We start from the raw sequence: 16,065 nt of genomic DNA, 5'->3' as shown, positions 1-16,065 counted from the left end.
AGTATTTGTTCTTCAGATCGGGGGCGGAATCGGTTTGGTATCGAATGTTTTTTATCCGATTTTCTCCGGGGTGAGTGTAGAGGGGACTCTGTGCCCCCTCAGAAAGCGACTTATAATAATTACTCTGATATTGGAAAATAGATCTCTGTTTTAAGCTCCTCTTCCGGTGTGTTTTCAGGGGAATTAAGATACACCTCGTACATCCATTCCGTGGTTTTGATCTCTTTTTCCTTAATAAATGCCATAACTTTGTTATAGGTATTTTCCAAGGTTGAGTAGGGACCTTTATGGAGAGCATAAACAACTTTGCCTCCCGGTATTACCCTGAATTTGATCCGTCCCTCTCCGCTGTCATCCTGATCGATCGTCCATCCGATCTCAATGTCAAGATTTTCCATATCGGTATTATGGTACAGAGCAAAAGCCCTCCCGGATAAATTTATCCCTTTACGGCCCATGTAGGCCATGATCTCCCCGTAGGCTTCTCCGAACACCCGGGGGAGCTCCGATGCCCTGGTTGTCAGCCGTACAACAAGCGCTTTCTGATCAACAGTGTTCCTTATTTCCATCATTGCCTCCTTACAGCAAAAAAAATGAAAGTGGGTAGTTAGCATTAATATACTGTTCAAATGAACAGTATACAAGATTTTTATTTGTTTGTGAATTTCTGTGCAGGACGGTAAAGAAGCAAATTCCGGGACAGAAATAATAATTCACCTGTTAATTCTCAGATTCTCTGGAGCAATTACCCGCTGTCCCCCGATAGGCTACGAAAAATGCATGTACCTCCTGAACCAGCAGGGAATTTTATATTATAATAGAGGAAAATGTGAGGAGTCGCCCGCATGATCTCAATCTTTGACTACACCGATTATCGGTTGTTTCTGAGGGACTACTATACAGAGCAGAAAATGCTCAATCCATCCTTCTCTTATCAGGCTCTTGCCGACAGGGCTGGTCTTAAATCCAAAACATATCTTCATAAGGTAATCACCGGCAAAAAGAATCTGGCAAAAAGCAGTGTCCTCAAGGTGGCAAAAGCCATTAAATTAAAATACAGGGAAACAGAATATCTCAATGCTCTGGTCGATTTCAATAATGCCAAAACCATTAGGGAAAAAGAGTACTATTTTACAAAAGTAAAAGAACTTTCACCTGCTGTTCAGGGACAACTTGTTCTCAAGAGCCAGTTTGAGTATTTTTCCAAATGGTATTTTGTGGCGATAAGAGAGCTTGTTACCATGTTCGATTTCAAGGATAATTTCAGACTGCTTGCCAGAACTGTGGAACCACCAATTACTCCTGAACAGGCCGAGGAAGCGGTAAAGATATTGTGTGATCTGGGCCTGATAAAAAAACTGCCCTCCGGACGATATCGTCAGACTGATTCTGCCCTCAGGACAGATTCCGATACGATTCCTTTTGCTGTGCAGCTTTTCCAGAAAAAATGCCTCGAACTGGCTTCAAGATCTATTGAGAAGCACACCCGTGATATCCGTGATATCTCTACACTGACCGTAGGGATTTCATCTTCCGGATTTGATCAGATCCGCCAGGAGATTGCTGCGTTCCGCAGACGACTGGTGGAGATAGTTAAAGCAGACAATCCCTCTGACCGGGTGTACCAGATTAATTTTCAGATGTTTCCTGTTTCGAAGGTTCAAAAAGAGGATTAGAATTGAAGAGTGCAGTATACAGCCTGGTATTGATTTCTGCTCTTCTGTTTTTTAACTGCAGCAGAATGGATCTAAGTGGCGGTTCCACTGAAACAGTTAACGCCAGGGTCTCTGCTAAAGTTATCCTCCCCGACAGTTCTCCTGCTCTTGGCGCCGCGGTCAGGCTTATTCCATCGGGACAAAACCCCCTCGATCCAGATGGCCAGATTTACAGAGATACAACAGATCAGAGCGGCTTTTTCAGTATAGAACTTGACCAGAATACTCCGGTTGACGGCTATTATAATCTCCTGGTTTCCGGAACCGATAAATACCACTTTACAGACTCCATGCTTATAAAGCCAGAATCCGATATTGAGCTTGAAGCCCTGGTTCTTAAAGACCCCGGTTCCCTGAGCGGTGCAATAACACTTGAGGATGGGACGATTCCTGATACGGCATATGCTGTCCTCCTTGGGACAGACATAAGTACAGAAATCATATCCGGGAAATTTACTTTTAATAGTATACCTGAAGGAAATTACACCCTGAAAATAGTCTCAGAAAAGTCCGGCTACGCCTCATCAGACCTGCCGGTAAACATCACCTCTTTAAATTCCGATACACTCGATGAAACAATTACAGTCCCGTTTGCCCGGGTGCTTCTGGAAAATTTCGATGATGGTGATATATTCCTGTTGAACAACAGAGCAGATCTGAATGAAGGATGGAACAGTTTCTGGTACGCATTCAACGAGAAAGATCTCGAAGAACTCTCTGTGGTATTCCCGGCGGGGATTATCGAACAGGACAATCTTCCTCTTGCTATTACAACCGAGGGAGCATATTCCGGTAAATCCTTCCATATGAAAGTAATCCTGGCCAACAGGAACAGTCCCTTTGCCGGTCTGGGAGCAAGTATTACTCCTGACCGGAACAGATATGCCGATCTTTCCAACATGATTTCTGTTTCCTTTTTCCTGAAAGGTAAAGGAAGGATCAGATTCGCCTTTTTTGCCGCAGCGCTGAACCGTTACCCTGAAAATCAGAGGTGGGGAACGTGGGGAAAGTATATCGAATGTACAGAACAGTGGCAGGAACACACCATCTACCCCTCTGAACTTTTTCCTCAGGAATACTCTCCCCAGGCGGAAGATAACCTTCAGTGGAGCGAAGTGTGCGATTCAACTGAAGGATTTCAGTTTGTGACAAGCGGAAGCGCCGGAGACACACTGGAGCTCTTTCTGGATGAGATCTGGCTCAAAGGTGTCGGGTTGGACGATCTGTATTGAGGCTTTTTATTCCACTATTGAATATGTTTTACGTATGTGCTTTTTGCTGAACGCCTCAAAATGCCACCATTCGATGGGGATTGGGTAAAAGCCTGCGTCAGTCATAACTTTACGCAGTAATAGGCGGTTATTTATCTGATCTCTTGTAAGTGCACCGCTCTTTAAGTACTCCTGTTCTAAACGCACCTGAGCTAAAGGACCGAAATGGTCGACAGGTGTGCCCATATCGAGCCTTTTACCGCTTGCGTCTGCGATTGTTATATCCACTGCGCATCCGTAATTATGCATCGACCCCCACTCCGGATTTGCCACATAGTGGCGCATGGGTGTGTTCTTGACTATATCCCACATGATTCTCTGGATATGCCTCGGGCGTAAACCATCGAGAACTAGCAGCGATAATTGTGGATCGATCTCTTTGAGGAGCCTGTTTGCCCTTGCGAGTTTCCCGGCCGCTTCCGGTCTGAGATAACACTTTTTCAGCTCACCATAAACTGCTTTACCCATGAAATTGGCGGTATCGGCATATTTGAGCTCTACCATAATTGTTGAATCTATGCTCTGTACATCAACAAACCCCTCACGAAGAAGTGTCCTCTCCAGGTCTGTAATCTGTCCTGCGGTGTTAATAGAAAGGAGAAAGAGGAGAAAGACAGCCGGAATTAGAATGAATCTGTTAAACAGGATGGATAAAAAAATCTCAGCGGGTTTTTCTTCTTTGTTTTGAGAGCCAGTAAAGGCCTGCGTTGTAGATGACATCATGTTTACCGTCGAAAATTTTAAGGGTAACTGTTTTTGAAACTTTTTCAAATAACAGTCTCAGACCTGCATCTGTATAGAGACTGTCGGGAAACTCTCCCCTCAGGTGGCGTGGAAGTCTGCGGTATTTATCTATAAACTTCATGTCATCTGCGGAGATATGATCTGCGGAGTCTGCCAGGTCATTAAAAGCCTGTATGGAATGGCTTGGAGGCACAAATCCGTCTTTGACACCCGTAGCGATATAAACCGGAATACCCGCGTCTCTGGCATTTTTCAGGTAAGAGCTGACACTCCTTTTGAGACATTCTGTATATGCTTTACTTCCCGGCAGAGGCTCTCCACCACAGGAGTTCGTTATGTGTCTGGAATAATTGTGTCTGGCGCGGCGGGTTGTTCCATACCACTGTACCAGATCATAAACCGGAACCCAGGCCGCGGCAGCGGAAAAAAGATGCGGAAACCGTCCTACCATCATCAGTGTGGCCATTCCTCCGCCGGAAAAACCGGTCACATAGATACGCGATAAGTCAATCTCCGCGTTTTTCTTTGCGTACTCCAGAGCATCAAGGATATCTTTTACCGCGTATTCCGACAGTGTCGATTTAGGGTTTGTAAAAGCGCCCCTGTAATCCGGATGAATAAGTACCCAGTCATTTTTAATTGCCCAGATCCCGTATGGAATGCTGAAGTGCTGGGAGTAGTCCTCACTCCAGGAGTGGAGTGCCAGAAGAAGTGGCTTTTTATGTTTGGAACCGGAATTGTAGAACAGTGCCTTTTGCGCTGTGCTGTCAAGTGATGAGGTAATAGTGACTGTGCGGACCTCGGGTGCTGCTCTTTTCCATGCGGAGAACCTGTGAATTTTGTTGATACGTGATTTTGCTATCCGATAAAAAGTCTTGTAATCGTAGTCGTCGATAAAAAAGATCTTTGGAGTCTCCGGTAATGAGATCTGAAACAAACCTGAAAACAGAATCGCAAGTGCAATATATGCTTTGTTAATCATGGTATTGAACATTTCAGTACTGGAATGAGTCTAAGAATCTGAGTGATTAAAAGAGATACGGTAAAAACCGCCAGTGTAAAGACAGGAATTCCGATTGCCGGGGTGAGAGATCTCTCCGAGAATGTAAACCCAAGCAATCCCTGTTTGAAAACAGCGATTACAAAGGCATGCACAAAGTAGACACCTGGTACACAGGCGGCTGTTACGGCAATGGGGGATTTAGTGCTGGAAAGCAGCGGGAATGGGATACTCTTTACTATGAGATAAACCGAAACGGACATGGCAAGTACGTTTACTGTGTAGTATTCGTAAAGAAGTTCTGAAATGCTTTCGTTTCCGGTTTTAAGTGATAAATAGTAGGTTCCAAAGGTGGTAATCAGAAAACCGATTGCATAGAGGAGGAAGAAAACCGGCATGAGTGCAGCTTTGGGTTTTGTATCTCTCAGGAAATAGCCAAGAAAGAAGTACCCGCTGAATTTTAAAACGGAGACTGTTTCCACCGGGAAAAAGAAGGTATGAAATTTACAGCAGTTCTGAAGCATGGGGAGAAGGGATGCGGTAATAAACCAGAGAAAAAGAAGATAAGACTGGTTTTTCCTGCTTGCACCTTTAACGTAGGCACCAAGCACAGGGGCGATGATGTAGAGTCCAATCAGCACGTAGATAAACCACAGGTGATAATAGATTGGCTCCTCGAGGAGCATAGCAGGGAAATTGAGCCATTTGAGGTTTTCTCCTTTGTGGATTCTCCAGAGGAAATAGAGTGCACTCCAGATTATGAATGGCACTACGATTTTTTGTGAGCGTTTCAGGAAAAATTGTCCCGGGGAAGGTGATCCTGCTTTTTCAATTATGAAGGCGCCACTGACCATGAAAAAGACAGGGACACACCACCTTACCATGGAATCGTAAATATTGGCCAGCCACCAGCTTTTTCCTCCTAAAGGTTCACTTACCAGCATCGGTGCTGAACAGTGTATAAGGATGACACCCAGAATGGAGATAATTTTTAGAATATCTGGCCAGAGGAGTCTTCCGTTTTTCATGAGGTATCCCGGGGTAGTGGAGAGCGAAAGGTGTGCCGGATCGAGTAGAATTTAGTCCTCTGCGGGAAGGACGACGATACGACAACACGACAGCATGACAGGTCCTGCGGGATGAATTATTGGCTTAAACGATTAACAAAAGGGACGGACTATCTTTTTGCTTTTAAGGGTACGATAGCCTTTTCCTTATCGATAAGATGGATTCGTATATATCTTTTGATTGTTCTTGTCCTTAAGGTTTCCAGTGCATGCTTTAATGCTGTTTCTTTTCCGTGCTACTGAATAATATTTGATTGTTCATCTCTTTCTTGTTATATTTCAATTGAACACTTATTCAAGTGATGAATCGAAATTCTTTCGGAGGCATTATGCGTAAGGTCAGCAAAAAATCAAATCTCTGTGATTCAAAGATTATCCACCAGGATATTGTGCGCAAAGTAAAAAAAGAACTGCCTCCTTCGGAAAACATTCTGGAAGCCGCGGATTTTTTCAGTGTTTTAGGGGACAGTACCAGGATGGGCATACTTTATGTATTGAGTAAGAGTGAAATGTGCGGCTGTGATATAAGTGCACTGCTTAACATGACCCAATCTGCAGTCTCTCACCAGTTGCGTGTCCTCAAACAGGCTCGTCTTGTGAGTTATCGCAGGGTGGGGAAGATAGTGTATTTCAGGCTTGCAGATAAGCATGTAGAGAGCATAATGAAATTAGGGATGGAGCATGTAACAGAATAGGTTAATGCAAAGATGATGAAAAGGTACAATGTTACTGGCCTGGACTGTCCTGACTGTGCAACCAGAATCGAAGATCACCTCAGGAATATTTCTTCTGTAAAAGAGGTCTCATTAGACTACGCTTCTCTTTCTCTGCATATCGATACAGACGATATAGAAAAGGTACGTCGTGAGATAAAGAAAATCGAACCTGAAGTCGACATATCAGTTCCGGAACCTCTTTCAGCAGTGAAAGCCGAATTTGATCCAAAGAGGGAGATTGTCACAATCTCTGTAGCGATGCTGCTGTTTTTAATCCTGCTTTTTTTTGAAGGCTCTTTTCACAGGCGTTCCTGGGGTTTTATAGAGTATGCTGTAGCACTGAGTGCATACTTTCTGGCCGGCTACAATGTTTTAAGGGGTGCTTTGCGCACAATAAGCAAGGGAATCATTTTCGATGAAAATGTGCTGATGACAATTGCTACAGCTGGGGCTTTTGGAATTCATGCTGTTTCCGAGGCCGTAGGGGTGATGATTTTCTTTAAAATCGGTGAGTTTATGCAGAACCTGGCGGTTTCCCGATCCCGTAAATCTATTACAGCACTGCTTCAGGTCAAGCCGGAGTATGCGATGCTTAAAAGCAGGGATGGTTCCAGGAGAGTATCACCCGATAAGGTGCTTCCTGGAGAGATAATTCTGGTAAGAGCCGGGGAGAGAATTCCTCTGGACGGGGAAGTTCTGGAGGGATCATCGCTTGTAAATACTGCTGCTCTTACAGGAGAACCTGTTCCATCAACTGTCAAACCGGGTGATGTGGTGCTGGCTGGTGAAATTAATGTAAGTGCGTTGCTTACAATAAAGGTAACCAAAGCCTTCGCCGACTCATCAATTGCCAAAATTCTCGATCTGGTCGAAAATGCCAATGCCAAGAAAACCCGTACTGAGCAGTTTATAACCAGATTTGCGCGTTATTACACTCCTGTGGTTTTCTTTCTCTCGTTGTGTATTGCGCTGATACCTCCTTTATTTATTTCGGGGCAGACATTCAGCACATGGATTTACAGAGCACTTGTGCTTCTGGTGATCTCCTGTCCATGTGCGCTTGTCATTTCGATTCCCCTTGGTTACTTTGGTGGTATCGGTGGCGCTTCCAGAAGGGGAATACTTGTCAAAGGATCGACTTTTATCGATGCTTTGGCTGATGTAAAGACTGTGGTTTTTGATAAAACCGGTACACTTACCAAAGGAATATTTAAAGTAAAACAAACGGTAGCCCGTAACGGGCATACTCCCTCGCAGGTGCTTGAATTTGCGGCGATTGCAGAGACCTTTTCCCGGCATCCGATTGCCGGATCTATAATTGAGGCTGCAGGTCGCAGTCGGGATTCCATATCAGGTGAGGTTCTTGACCATCAGGAGATATCCGGTTTCGGGGTGAAGGTACGTACTGCCACCCATGCCATAATGGCAGGCAATGATGCGCTTCTACACAGAGAGGGAATAAGGCATGACTGCTGTGATGTGGAGGGTACAGTTGTACATGTGGTAATTGACGGAACCTATGCAGGATACATAGTAATAGGTGATGAACTCAAGGAAGACTCTGTTATAGCTGTGGAAATGCTGAGGAAAGCCGGTGTGCATACAGTGTCGATGTTAACAGGAGATAATAAGGCTTCTGCCGGAAAGGTAGCACAGGAGGTTGATCTCGATTCGTTTTACCCGGGGCTTCTTCCTGAGGAGAAAGTGTTGCGTTTTGAGGAGATATCGTCCAGTAAGACACATCGTGGGAAAGTGGCCTTTGTGGGTGATGGGATAAATGATGCTCCGGTTATTGCACGGGCCGATGTGGGAATAGCGATGGGAGCGCTGGGTTCCGATGCTGCGATAGAGACCGCGGATGTGGTACTTATGACCGATCATCCTTCAAAAGTCGCGCAGGCCATAGAATCCGGAAAACGCACTAGAGCTATTGTGTGGCAGAATATTATCTTTGCCTTGACAGTAAAAGTGATGTTTATTGGTTTTGGAGCAGTGGGCCTGGCGGGAATGTGGGAGGCGGTTTTTGCGGATATGGGAATGGCACTGATTGCGGTACTTAATTCATCCAGAGCATTAAGGGTATCGGAAAAAACTGAGTAAACTGAAAATACCTTGCAGAAAGCATCTGCATAATTGATTTTAGAAAATCTGAGAAGTTTGCAGAATGTAAATTTGTCAACAGTTTTCTGTGGAGGAGACAATTGAAAATGGGATTTCTTTTTTCTGGAATTTTCTGGGGTGTGGTACTGATTCTTGTCGGTGTTTCGCTTATAATCCGTATAGTATTCAATATCCACATTCCTGTATTCCGTATCGTCCTCGCTCTTATTCTGATCTATCTTGGATTACAGGTCCTTCTGGGAGGAACCTGGACAAGGAGTGGAAGCAGTTCTGTGATTTTCCAAAGCGGTGATCTAAAGATCACCGGGGAGAGCCATAAATACAGCGTGGTTTTCGGATCTTCCCGTATAGATGCATCGATGCCATTGGCAAAGGGAAATGATAAGCTGGAAATAAACACCATTTTCGGCTCCAGTGTGCTCGAGATCCCATCCGATATACCGGTACTTATCAAGGTAAGCGCAGCCTTTTCGGGCGCGAGGATGCCTGATGGGAATTTTGTCAGTTTCGGGGATTATACATATAAGAACAAAGCCTTCGATAAATCTGCCCCATACCGCTTAATTAAGGCAAGTGTGATTTTCGGGAGCATGACTATCCGGGAGACTTCGTCTAAAAAAGTTTTTCCTGAAACAGCACCTCGAGGAGAAAACTCAGATTCGCTCTGAATTTTGATCTCCCCTGCGCGTCTGAAGTATTTTTCTATCTTAAGAGTCAGAAAGAGAAACTGTTTTAATGGAAAAGATGCGCCTGGGGAGAACCGGGCTTTTGATTGGGCGAAGCGGTTTTGGCGCTTTGCCAATACAGAGAATATCCCTCAACGATTCGGTCCATATACTCCGCAAAGCATACCATAACGGTTTTGACTTTTTCGATACTGCCAGAAACTATTCTGACAGTGAGGAGAAAATCGGAGCCGCGCTCGGTGATGTGCGCCATGATATTATTCTGGCCACCAAATCCTCTGCAGATAATAAAGATGATCTCCTTAAAGACCTGGAGACCAGTCTTAAAAACCTGCGCACAGATTATGTGGATATCCTCCAGCTTCATAATCCATCTAAAGTACCTGATCCTTTGGATCCGCAGAGTGCTCTTTCCGGGGTTCTGGAAGCCAGGAAGAGGGGGATGGTGAGATATGTTGGTTTTACAAATCACAGCCTTGAGAACGCTATCAATGCCGCCCGATCGGGTATTTATGATACAATCCAGTTTCCGCTCAGTATTCTTTCCACCAGTGATGAGCTTCGACTTATTGATGAGTGTTTGAAGAATGACTGCGGGCTTATAGCAATGAAGGCGATGGGGGGAGGGCTGATTACTAATGCCGCTGCCGCGTTTGCGTTTCTGCGTCAATATGAAAATGTGGTTCCTGTGTGGGGGATTCAGAGGGAGGAGGAACTCGATCAATTTCTGGAACTGGAGAAAAACCCACCAGTTCTCGATGAGAATCTGCGGGAACTTATAAAAAAAGATCAAAGAGAACTCTCCTTTCAATTCTGCCGCGGATGCGGATACTGTATGCCATGTCCTCAGGGAATACAGATCAACATGACAGCGCGCATGTCGCTTCTGCTCAGAAGAGCTCCTTCTCAGAATTTTCTTACTCCTGAATGGCGGGAGAAGATGCTTCTTATTAATCAATGCAGCGACTGTGGGCATTGCAGGTCAAGATGTCCTTACGGGATTGATACTCCGGAACTGCTCAGGGATAATTTGAGAGATTATCTTGAGTTCAGTAAACCAGAGGTCTGCTCTTCAGGTGAGGTAAAGGTCTGAAGTGAGTAAAAACTCAATAGGAAGGGACCTTACTTCGGGCAGTATTCCTCGTCATTTGCTTGCCATAGCCTTGCCCATGCTCCTGGGGAATCTTATTAATACCGGTTACAGTATAATTGATGCGATCTGGATCGGGCGGATTGCAGGCACCGCGGCCATAGGTGCTATTGCAGTAAGTTTTCCTGTCATTTTTCTTTTCATCTCTGTGGCATCGGGGGCCACTATGGCGACCACAATCCTTATCTCCCAGTATTACGGGGCAAGAAATTACAAGGAGGTCTCAAGAACAGTAGATACTTCCTTTGGCCTGACAATCATACTGGGAGTAGTTTTCTCTGTATTGGGTATTCTATTAGTTGACAGCATTCTTGTCTTTATGAGTACACCCCAGGATATACTGCCACTGGCCTCATCTTACATGAAAATCTCATATATGGGGTTTACCGCAATATTTCTGACTTTCCTGGTGACATCAATTCTCAGGGGCGTAGGTGATACCAGAACACCATTGTTTTTCATGAGTCTGGGTGTAGTGGTAAATGCTATCCTCGACCCTCTGCTCATTATCGGGGTCGGTCCTCTGCCTACTCTTGGTCTTGATGGAGCTGCGATTGCTTCGATTATCGCCCAGGCCATTGCTCTGATCACCGGATTGATTTACCTGAACAGCAGGAAGGGAATAATTACAGTCAGACTGAAGAAAATCTTCTGTCTTGATGGACATATTACATGGCTTATCGCGAAGATCGGTTTCCCATCCATAGTTCAGCAGTCAGCTATTTCGCTGGGAATGGCGGCAGTAACCTCTTTTGTTAACAGTTTCGGTGAGACTGCGACTGCGGCTTTCGGAGCAGCGGGCAGAATTGACTCACTGGCTTTTCTTCCTGCAATGTCAATTGGAATGTCTGTCTCGGTTATCGCAGGGCAGAACCTGGGGGCAGGAAAAAATGAGAGAGTATTCCGGGCATTCCGCTGGGGTATATTTATGACTCTTTGTATCTCGGGTTTCTTTTCGATTTTCTTTTTAAGTATCCCGGATCTGCTTGTTTCAATCTTTACTACAGATAAGAGGGTGATTGAGATCGGTTCGACCTATCTGCGGATTGTAGGCACTTCATCGATTATGTTTGCTGTAATGCAGGTTTCAAATGGAGTGATAAATGGTGCCGGACATACCATGGTCACTCTTGTTTTTACAATTCTTGCAATGTGGGGAATCAGGGTTCCGTTTGCTTCGATTCTATCAAAAAGCCCTCTGGGTTTGACCGGGATCTGGTTCTCATTTACAATTGGCTTTGCAGTTATAATGACAGCGAGCCTTATATATTACCACTCCGGCAGATGGCAGAAAGCAGTGATTCATCCTACTGAAGTTACTGAAGCATTGGTTAATACAGAAAATGCTCTTGACCCCCTTGTTGTTAATGAGCCTCTGGATCGCGGTAAAGCCGGGATCTGATATTTCCTTCCCGGAACATTATTTGCACTGAATTCTCTCAACTCTCCATCCACAGAACCGCAAAGAGGTACTATCATGGGATTCAATCCATTTCAGGAAAAAGGTATTCCCATTGAAAAGCAGTTTAAATCCTGGTCAGAGATGAACACAAAACCTTATGATCCCGAAAGCGTCCATCCCTACACCCGGGCTCGTGGAATTCTTATGAATGGAATCGAGGTAGGAGCAGCACTTTTTTACTGTAACTTTCATCGTATGATCGAAGATAAGGAATTGCGTTGTCAGCTTGCTATGGTGCGTCGTATAGAACAGCAGCAGCAAAAGATGGTGAACTGGATGATACCTGCACCAGAGACCACTTTAGAGGTGAGCATCGGGTATGAGCAGCTTGCCGTTGACCTGACAGCTTCGATGGCTCGAAATGAGCCTGATCCATATGTCAAAGCAGCTCTGGAATTTGCGCTTATCGAGGATCTCGATCACCTCTATCGTTATGCAAATCTGATGTTTAGAATCGATCCAGTAAAAGCTGAGGTAATAGTAAAAGATCTCACCGAAGTGATACCAGGACGACCCACTTTCGTTCAGCATCATCACCCTTTTGACAGTGTCAGAAACTATATAGACTGGACAAAAGCCGATCCGCTCACTCTTATGCATATAGTCACTATCATTGCGGCTGAACAGCAGACGATGAACTATTACATGAATGTGGGAAACAGGATACCAGATTTGGCCGGTCGGGGACTGTATCAGGAGATAGCGATGATTGAGGAACAGCATGTAAATCATTATGGCTCTCTACAGGATCCCAGAATATCATGGTTTGAGATGGCGGTTTGCCATGAGTACAATGAGTGTTACATGTATTATTCATGCATGAGTTCTGAAACAGATCCGAATCTTAAAAGCATGTGGCAGCAGATGCTTGAGAATGAATTGACACACCTGCAGATAGCCCGGGAAAACATGATAAAGTATGAAAAAAAAGATCCTGTTGAAATGTATCCATCAGATCTGCCGGCACTTACTGTCCTTGAGCCGGCAAAGGATTATGTGCGTCAGGTGATTGCTGATCAGTTCTCATTTACCTCTGATCAGAACGGGTTTGTACCCCTGAAAGATGTGGAGGATAGCAGCAAGTATATGCTCTTTATCAAAAAACTCTCTGGTGAAGAGAATACACCCAGTCAGCAGGCAGTTGAGGATACTGTCAAGAAAGCCGGTTTCGATTACCGACTTCAGACTCAGGGTGATTATCCTGTTCCTATTCTTAAAGAGCGTAATGCAGTGCCCACTCCGGAGGAAGTGATCAATTACATGCTTTTGTGAGTATCATTTACACCGCTAAAAAGCGGCAGATCTGATTCCTCCTTCCCGCAATAATTTATATTATCACAATATTACCTTTTCAGAAGTAAACATTGTGCGGTTTTCAAAAGAAATCTACGACATAGCTGTCATTGGAGCGGGGCCTGCTGGTCTCAATGCCGGCATTCAAATTTGCCGTGCTGGTGCCGGATCTCTTCTTCTGGTTGACAAGACCACCCCCTGGGAGCATCCGATCGCCTGTGCAGAGGGTGTGGGGAGGCTTGGTTTCGAACAGGCTGTGGATGTAAAAAAGGAATGGATAAGGCAGGAGATAAACAGTGCCTGTTTTCATGCTCCTTCCGGTTCATCGATTACTTACCGGGACAAAAACGGTGGCTATATAATTAACCGGGCGCTTATGCAGTCAGATATGGCCGAACAGATTCGAGCCATGGGTGGAGAATGCCATTTTGACTGTAAAGTCAAGAGCGTTTCTCTTTATGGAAACGGCGCTCGCAGGCTTTTGTTTATTGACGGGACAACAGTATCAGCCAGGGTGGTTATCGATGCATCAGGACCGGTATGTGGAATTGGTAAAGGCGAGAAACTGGCATGGAAACCCTCTGACCTGGAGCCTGCTTATTTTGTATGGGCAGAAGAGGTGGAGATCGAGTCGGATTTAATCCATATCTATGCCGGGCAGAAATTAGCTCCTGGGGGTTATGCCTGGGTTTTCCCAAGGGGCAGCGGTTCTAATATCGGAATAGTACTGGGTAAGAAATTTGTCGGCAAGTACAATATTCGTTCACTTCTTGATGAATTTATCCGGAAAAATTTCGGTTCGGCAAAAATTGTGCAGCGTTTTGCGGGAGCGATTCCTTGCGGGGGAAAGCACGGCCCTTTTGCGGTGAGCGGGTTAATTAAAGCTGGTGATGCGGCGAGTACAATAAATCCCATATCCAGAGCAGGGATATCTGAGGCTCTTCTTTCCGGGAAACTGGCAGGGGAGGCGGCTTTAGTGATGCTGGGAACGGCCAGCGAGCGAGAGATGAGAAGAATCTGTAAAAATTACGAGGATTCCTGGAACAGGATACGAGGTAATCGTCATATCAAACTTTCCCGGGTCAAAAACTCTCTCCTTTCAGTACCGGATGAGGATTACAATGAGGGTGCAGCGCTTCTTTCCTCAATACCTCTTGAACAGCTCACTATGTCAAAGATTTTCGCGGCCAGCCTTGGACGGTTCCCAAGGTTGGTTTGGGCTATGAGGCATTTGATGTAGACGAGTTAGAGTGTATGAAAGTACGAGGGTACGACAGTACGGAAATACAAAGATACGAGGGAATCTGTTGGTTTTAGGGTATTTCGATTGTCATATAAGTACTGGTGACACCTCTCTTCTGTTAAACCGTCATTTCATCTCATAATATAAAATCTGCATCGTACTTCAACTTTGTGGTACACTGCCTTATCGTACCCTCATTACTTTCGTGCTATCGTGCTGTCGTAACTTCGTACACTCGTAATTTCCCTATTCCCAACCATACACCGTGATGTTATAATCAACTTTCAATGATTGATACGGCGATTATTCACGAATGGCTTGTTACACTTGCCGGGGCTGAGAGTGTACTTCATTCTATTTACAAATTATACCCCGGTTCGATCTATACCCTCTTTCATGATCCTGAGCAGGTTAAAGGCACGATTTGGGATGAAAGTCGTATTAAAACCTCAATTCTTCAGAGGATCCCTTTTGCCAGAAAACATCACAGGGCTTTTCTGCCGCTTTTTCCCATGGCAATAGAGCAGTTTGATCTCAGGGATCATAAGCTTATAATCTCCTCGTCTTATGCTGTTGCCAAAGGAGTACTCAACTCTTCCGACCAGCTTCACATCTGTTACTGTCATTCACCGATGCGCTATATCTGGGATTTGACATTTGAGTATCTGGAGGCAGCAGGACTTAAAGGAGGGGCAAAAAGCTTCCTTGTGCGTTTGATGCTTCATTATATCAGGATCTGGGATACTGTTTCAGCCAACAGGGTCAATGAGTTTGTAGCAAATTCCAAATATATCGCCAACAGGATCTGGAAATGTTACAACCGGCACGCAAAGGTAATATATCCCCCTGTTGATGTTGAGAGATTCTATCTGAGCGACAAACGAGAGAATTACTTTGTTACCATCTCAAGGCTTGTTCCTTACAAAAGAGTGGACCTGATTATTCATGCATTTAATCATCTCAAGCTTCCTCTGGTTATTATAGGGGATGGTCCGGCAATGAAAAGTCTTAAGAAAATTGCTCTTCCCAACATAGAGTTTGTCGGACATCAGACAGGTGAGGAAGTGGAGAAAATATTGAGCAAGGCCAGGGCATTTGTGTTTTCTGCTGAGGAGGATTTCGGAATTGTAAATGTGGAGGCTCAGGCATCAGGACTTCCGGTGATTGCTTTTGGCAGGGGAGGGGCACTGGAGACTGTTATTGATGGAAAAACGGGGCTGTTTTTTTACAAGCAGAATCCGCTTTGCATTATCGATGCGGTACATGAGTTTCTTGCTAAAGAGGAGAAGTTTGATCCTCAGGAGATAAGAAGGAATGCGGAGAGATTTCCACGTTCGAGATTTGAGAGGGAGTTTAAGGAGTTTGTTGATGGAGCGTGGGAGGAATTTCCTTATAAGTAAAGGTTTGTGGCTTTTTAATTACCTCGGAGGTGCTTTAGTGACTTAAAGGCTTAAGTCATGATTTCATCTCGGAGGTACATCGGTGATTTAACATTTTCTCAGAGATGACATAGGGATTTTGTCTTTGATCATTGTTTCACCTCGAAGCTAACCCCTGATATAGCTTCTCCACCTCCAAACCCGAAACATCAACCCCA

14 protein-coding genes are annotated in these 16,065 nt (G+C 44.8%); 10 read left to right on the top strand and 4 right to left on the bottom strand.

Annotation, left to right across the window (positions count from 1 at the left end; translation table 11 throughout):
• Positions 1-119: 119 nt before the first annotated feature.
• Entirely contained in the window at positions 120-572 is a 453-nt protein-coding gene (locus GX089_06090) for a GyrI-like domain-containing protein (protein ID NLP02044.1), read from the bottom strand.
• Positions 573-845: 273 nt separating this feature from the next.
• Here GX089_06090 and GX089_06085 point away from each other — a divergent pair, with 273 nt between their 5' ends.
• Positions 846-1,676, top strand: coding sequence for a TIGR02147 family protein (locus GX089_06085; protein ID NLP02043.1), 831 nt, complete (start codon positions 846-848; stop codon positions 1,674-1,676).
• Positions 1,677-1,678: 2 nt separating this feature from the next.
• Complete coding sequence (locus GX089_06080; GenBank protein NLP02042.1) at positions 1,679-2,947, top strand: hypothetical protein; 1,269 nt, start codon at positions 1,679-1,681, stop codon at positions 2,945-2,947.
• A 6-nt stretch (positions 2,948-2,953) separates the two neighbouring features.
• Here GX089_06080 and GX089_06075 read toward each other — a convergent pair whose 3' ends face one another.
• The 3 genes from GX089_06075 to GX089_06065 are packed head-to-tail and all read right to left on the bottom strand — an operon-like array spanning position 2,954 to position 5,758.
• Positions 2,954-3,706: a M15 family metallopeptidase gene (locus GX089_06075; protein ID NLP02041.1), complete on the bottom strand. Its 753-nt coding sequence runs from the start codon at positions 3,704-3,706 to the stop codon at positions 2,954-2,956.
• The gene (locus tag GX089_06070) at positions 3,648-4,712 is read right to left on the bottom strand and encodes a prolyl oligopeptidase family serine peptidase (protein ID NLP02040.1); all 1,065 of its coding nucleotides are present in this window, start codon (positions 4,710-4,712) and stop codon (positions 3,648-3,650) included. The genes GX089_06075 and GX089_06070 overlap by 59 nt, the downstream gene beginning before the upstream one ends.
• Positions 4,709-5,758, bottom strand: coding sequence for an acyltransferase family protein (locus GX089_06065; protein ID NLP02039.1), 1,050 nt, complete (start codon positions 5,756-5,758; stop codon positions 4,709-4,711). The genes GX089_06070 and GX089_06065 overlap by 4 nt, the downstream gene beginning before the upstream one ends.
• Positions 5,759-6,126: 368 nt before the next feature.
• Here GX089_06065 and GX089_06060 point away from each other — a divergent pair, with 368 nt between their 5' ends.
• The 8 genes from GX089_06060 to GX089_06025 all read left to right on the top strand — a co-directional run bounded on the left by GX089_06060 (position 6,127) and on the right by GX089_06025 (position 15,868).
• Positions 6,127-6,492, top strand: a complete 366-nt coding sequence (locus GX089_06060) for a winged helix-turn-helix transcriptional regulator (GenBank protein NLP02038.1) — start codon at positions 6,127-6,129, stop codon at positions 6,490-6,492.
• A gap of 15 nt (positions 6,493-6,507) precedes the next feature.
• Positions 6,508-8,613, top strand: a complete 2,106-nt coding sequence (gene cadA, locus GX089_06055) for a cadmium-translocating P-type ATPase (protein NLP02037.1) — start codon at positions 6,508-6,510, stop codon at positions 8,611-8,613.
• A gap of 107 nt (positions 8,614-8,720) precedes the next feature.
• The gene (locus GX089_06050) at positions 8,721-9,302 is read left to right on the top strand and encodes a hypothetical protein (GenBank protein ID NLP02036.1); all 582 of its coding nucleotides are present in this window, start codon (positions 8,721-8,723) and stop codon (positions 9,300-9,302) included.
• Between the two features lie 67 nt (positions 9,303-9,369).
• Complete coding sequence (locus GX089_06045) at positions 9,370-10,413, top strand: aldo/keto reductase (protein ID NLP02035.1); 1,044 nt, start codon at positions 9,370-9,372, stop codon at positions 10,411-10,413.
• 76 nt (positions 10,414-10,489) lie between these two features.
• Positions 10,490-11,872, top strand: coding sequence for an MATE family efflux transporter (locus tag GX089_06040; protein NLP02034.1), 1,383 nt, complete (start codon positions 10,490-10,492; stop codon positions 11,870-11,872).
• A 75-nt stretch (positions 11,873-11,947) separates the two neighbouring features.
• The gene (locus GX089_06035) at positions 11,948-13,204 is read left to right on the top strand and encodes a hypothetical protein (GenBank protein NLP02033.1); all 1,257 of its coding nucleotides are present in this window, start codon (positions 11,948-11,950) and stop codon (positions 13,202-13,204) included.
• Between the two features lie 94 nt (positions 13,205-13,298).
• The gene (locus GX089_06030) at positions 13,299-14,465 is read left to right on the top strand and encodes an NAD(P)/FAD-dependent oxidoreductase (GenBank protein ID NLP02032.1); all 1,167 of its coding nucleotides are present in this window, start codon (positions 13,299-13,301) and stop codon (positions 14,463-14,465) included.
• A 293-nt stretch (positions 14,466-14,758) separates the two neighbouring features.
• Positions 14,759-15,868 carry a glycosyltransferase family 4 protein gene (locus GX089_06025; protein NLP02031.1) on the top strand — a complete coding sequence of 370 codons (1,110 nt, stop codon included), beginning with the start codon at positions 14,759-14,761 and terminating at the stop codon, positions 15,866-15,868.
• Positions 15,869-16,065: the final 197 nt, after the last annotated feature.

The organism is Fibrobacter sp. (genome assembly GCA_012523595.1).
Lineage (GTDB): Bacteria > Fibrobacterota > Chitinivibrionia > Chitinivibrionales > Chitinispirillaceae > JAAYIG01.
Note: the sequence above shows the minus strand (reverse complement) of the source record. Positions and strands in the feature narration are given on the sequence as shown.

Excerpts from the sequence above, each read along its gene's own strand:
- GX089_06090 (NLP02044.1), bottom strand. The coding sequence starts at position 572 with ATGATGGAAATAAGGAACACTGTTGATCAGAAAGCGCTTGTTGTACGG.
- GX089_06085 (NLP02043.1), top strand. The coding sequence starts at position 846 with ATGATCTCAATCTTTGACTACACCGATTATCGGTTGTTTCTGAGGGAC.
- GX089_06075 (NLP02041.1), bottom strand. The coding sequence starts at position 3,706 with ATGTCATCTACAACGCAGGCCTTTACTGGCTCTCAAAACAAAGAAGAA.
- GX089_06070 (NLP02040.1), bottom strand. The coding sequence starts at position 4,712 with ATGATTAACAAAGCATATATTGCACTTGCGATTCTGTTTTCAGGTTTG.
- GX089_06065 (NLP02039.1), bottom strand. The coding sequence starts at position 5,758 with ATGAAAAACGGAAGACTCCTCTGGCCAGATATTCTAAAAATTATCTCC.
- GX089_06060 (NLP02038.1), top strand. The coding sequence starts at position 6,127 with ATGCGTAAGGTCAGCAAAAAATCAAATCTCTGTGATTCAAAGATTATC.
- cadA (NLP02037.1), top strand. The coding sequence starts at position 6,508 with ATGAAAAGGTACAATGTTACTGGCCTGGACTGTCCTGACTGTGCAACC.
- GX089_06050 (NLP02036.1), top strand. The coding sequence starts at position 8,721 with ATGGGATTTCTTTTTTCTGGAATTTTCTGGGGTGTGGTACTGATTCTT.
- GX089_06045 (NLP02035.1), top strand. The coding sequence starts at position 9,370 with ATGGAAAAGATGCGCCTGGGGAGAACCGGGCTTTTGATTGGGCGAAGC.
- GX089_06040 (NLP02034.1), top strand. The coding sequence starts at position 10,490 with ATGCTCCTGGGGAATCTTATTAATACCGGTTACAGTATAATTGATGCG.
- GX089_06035 (NLP02033.1), top strand. The coding sequence starts at position 11,948 with ATGGGATTCAATCCATTTCAGGAAAAAGGTATTCCCATTGAAAAGCAG.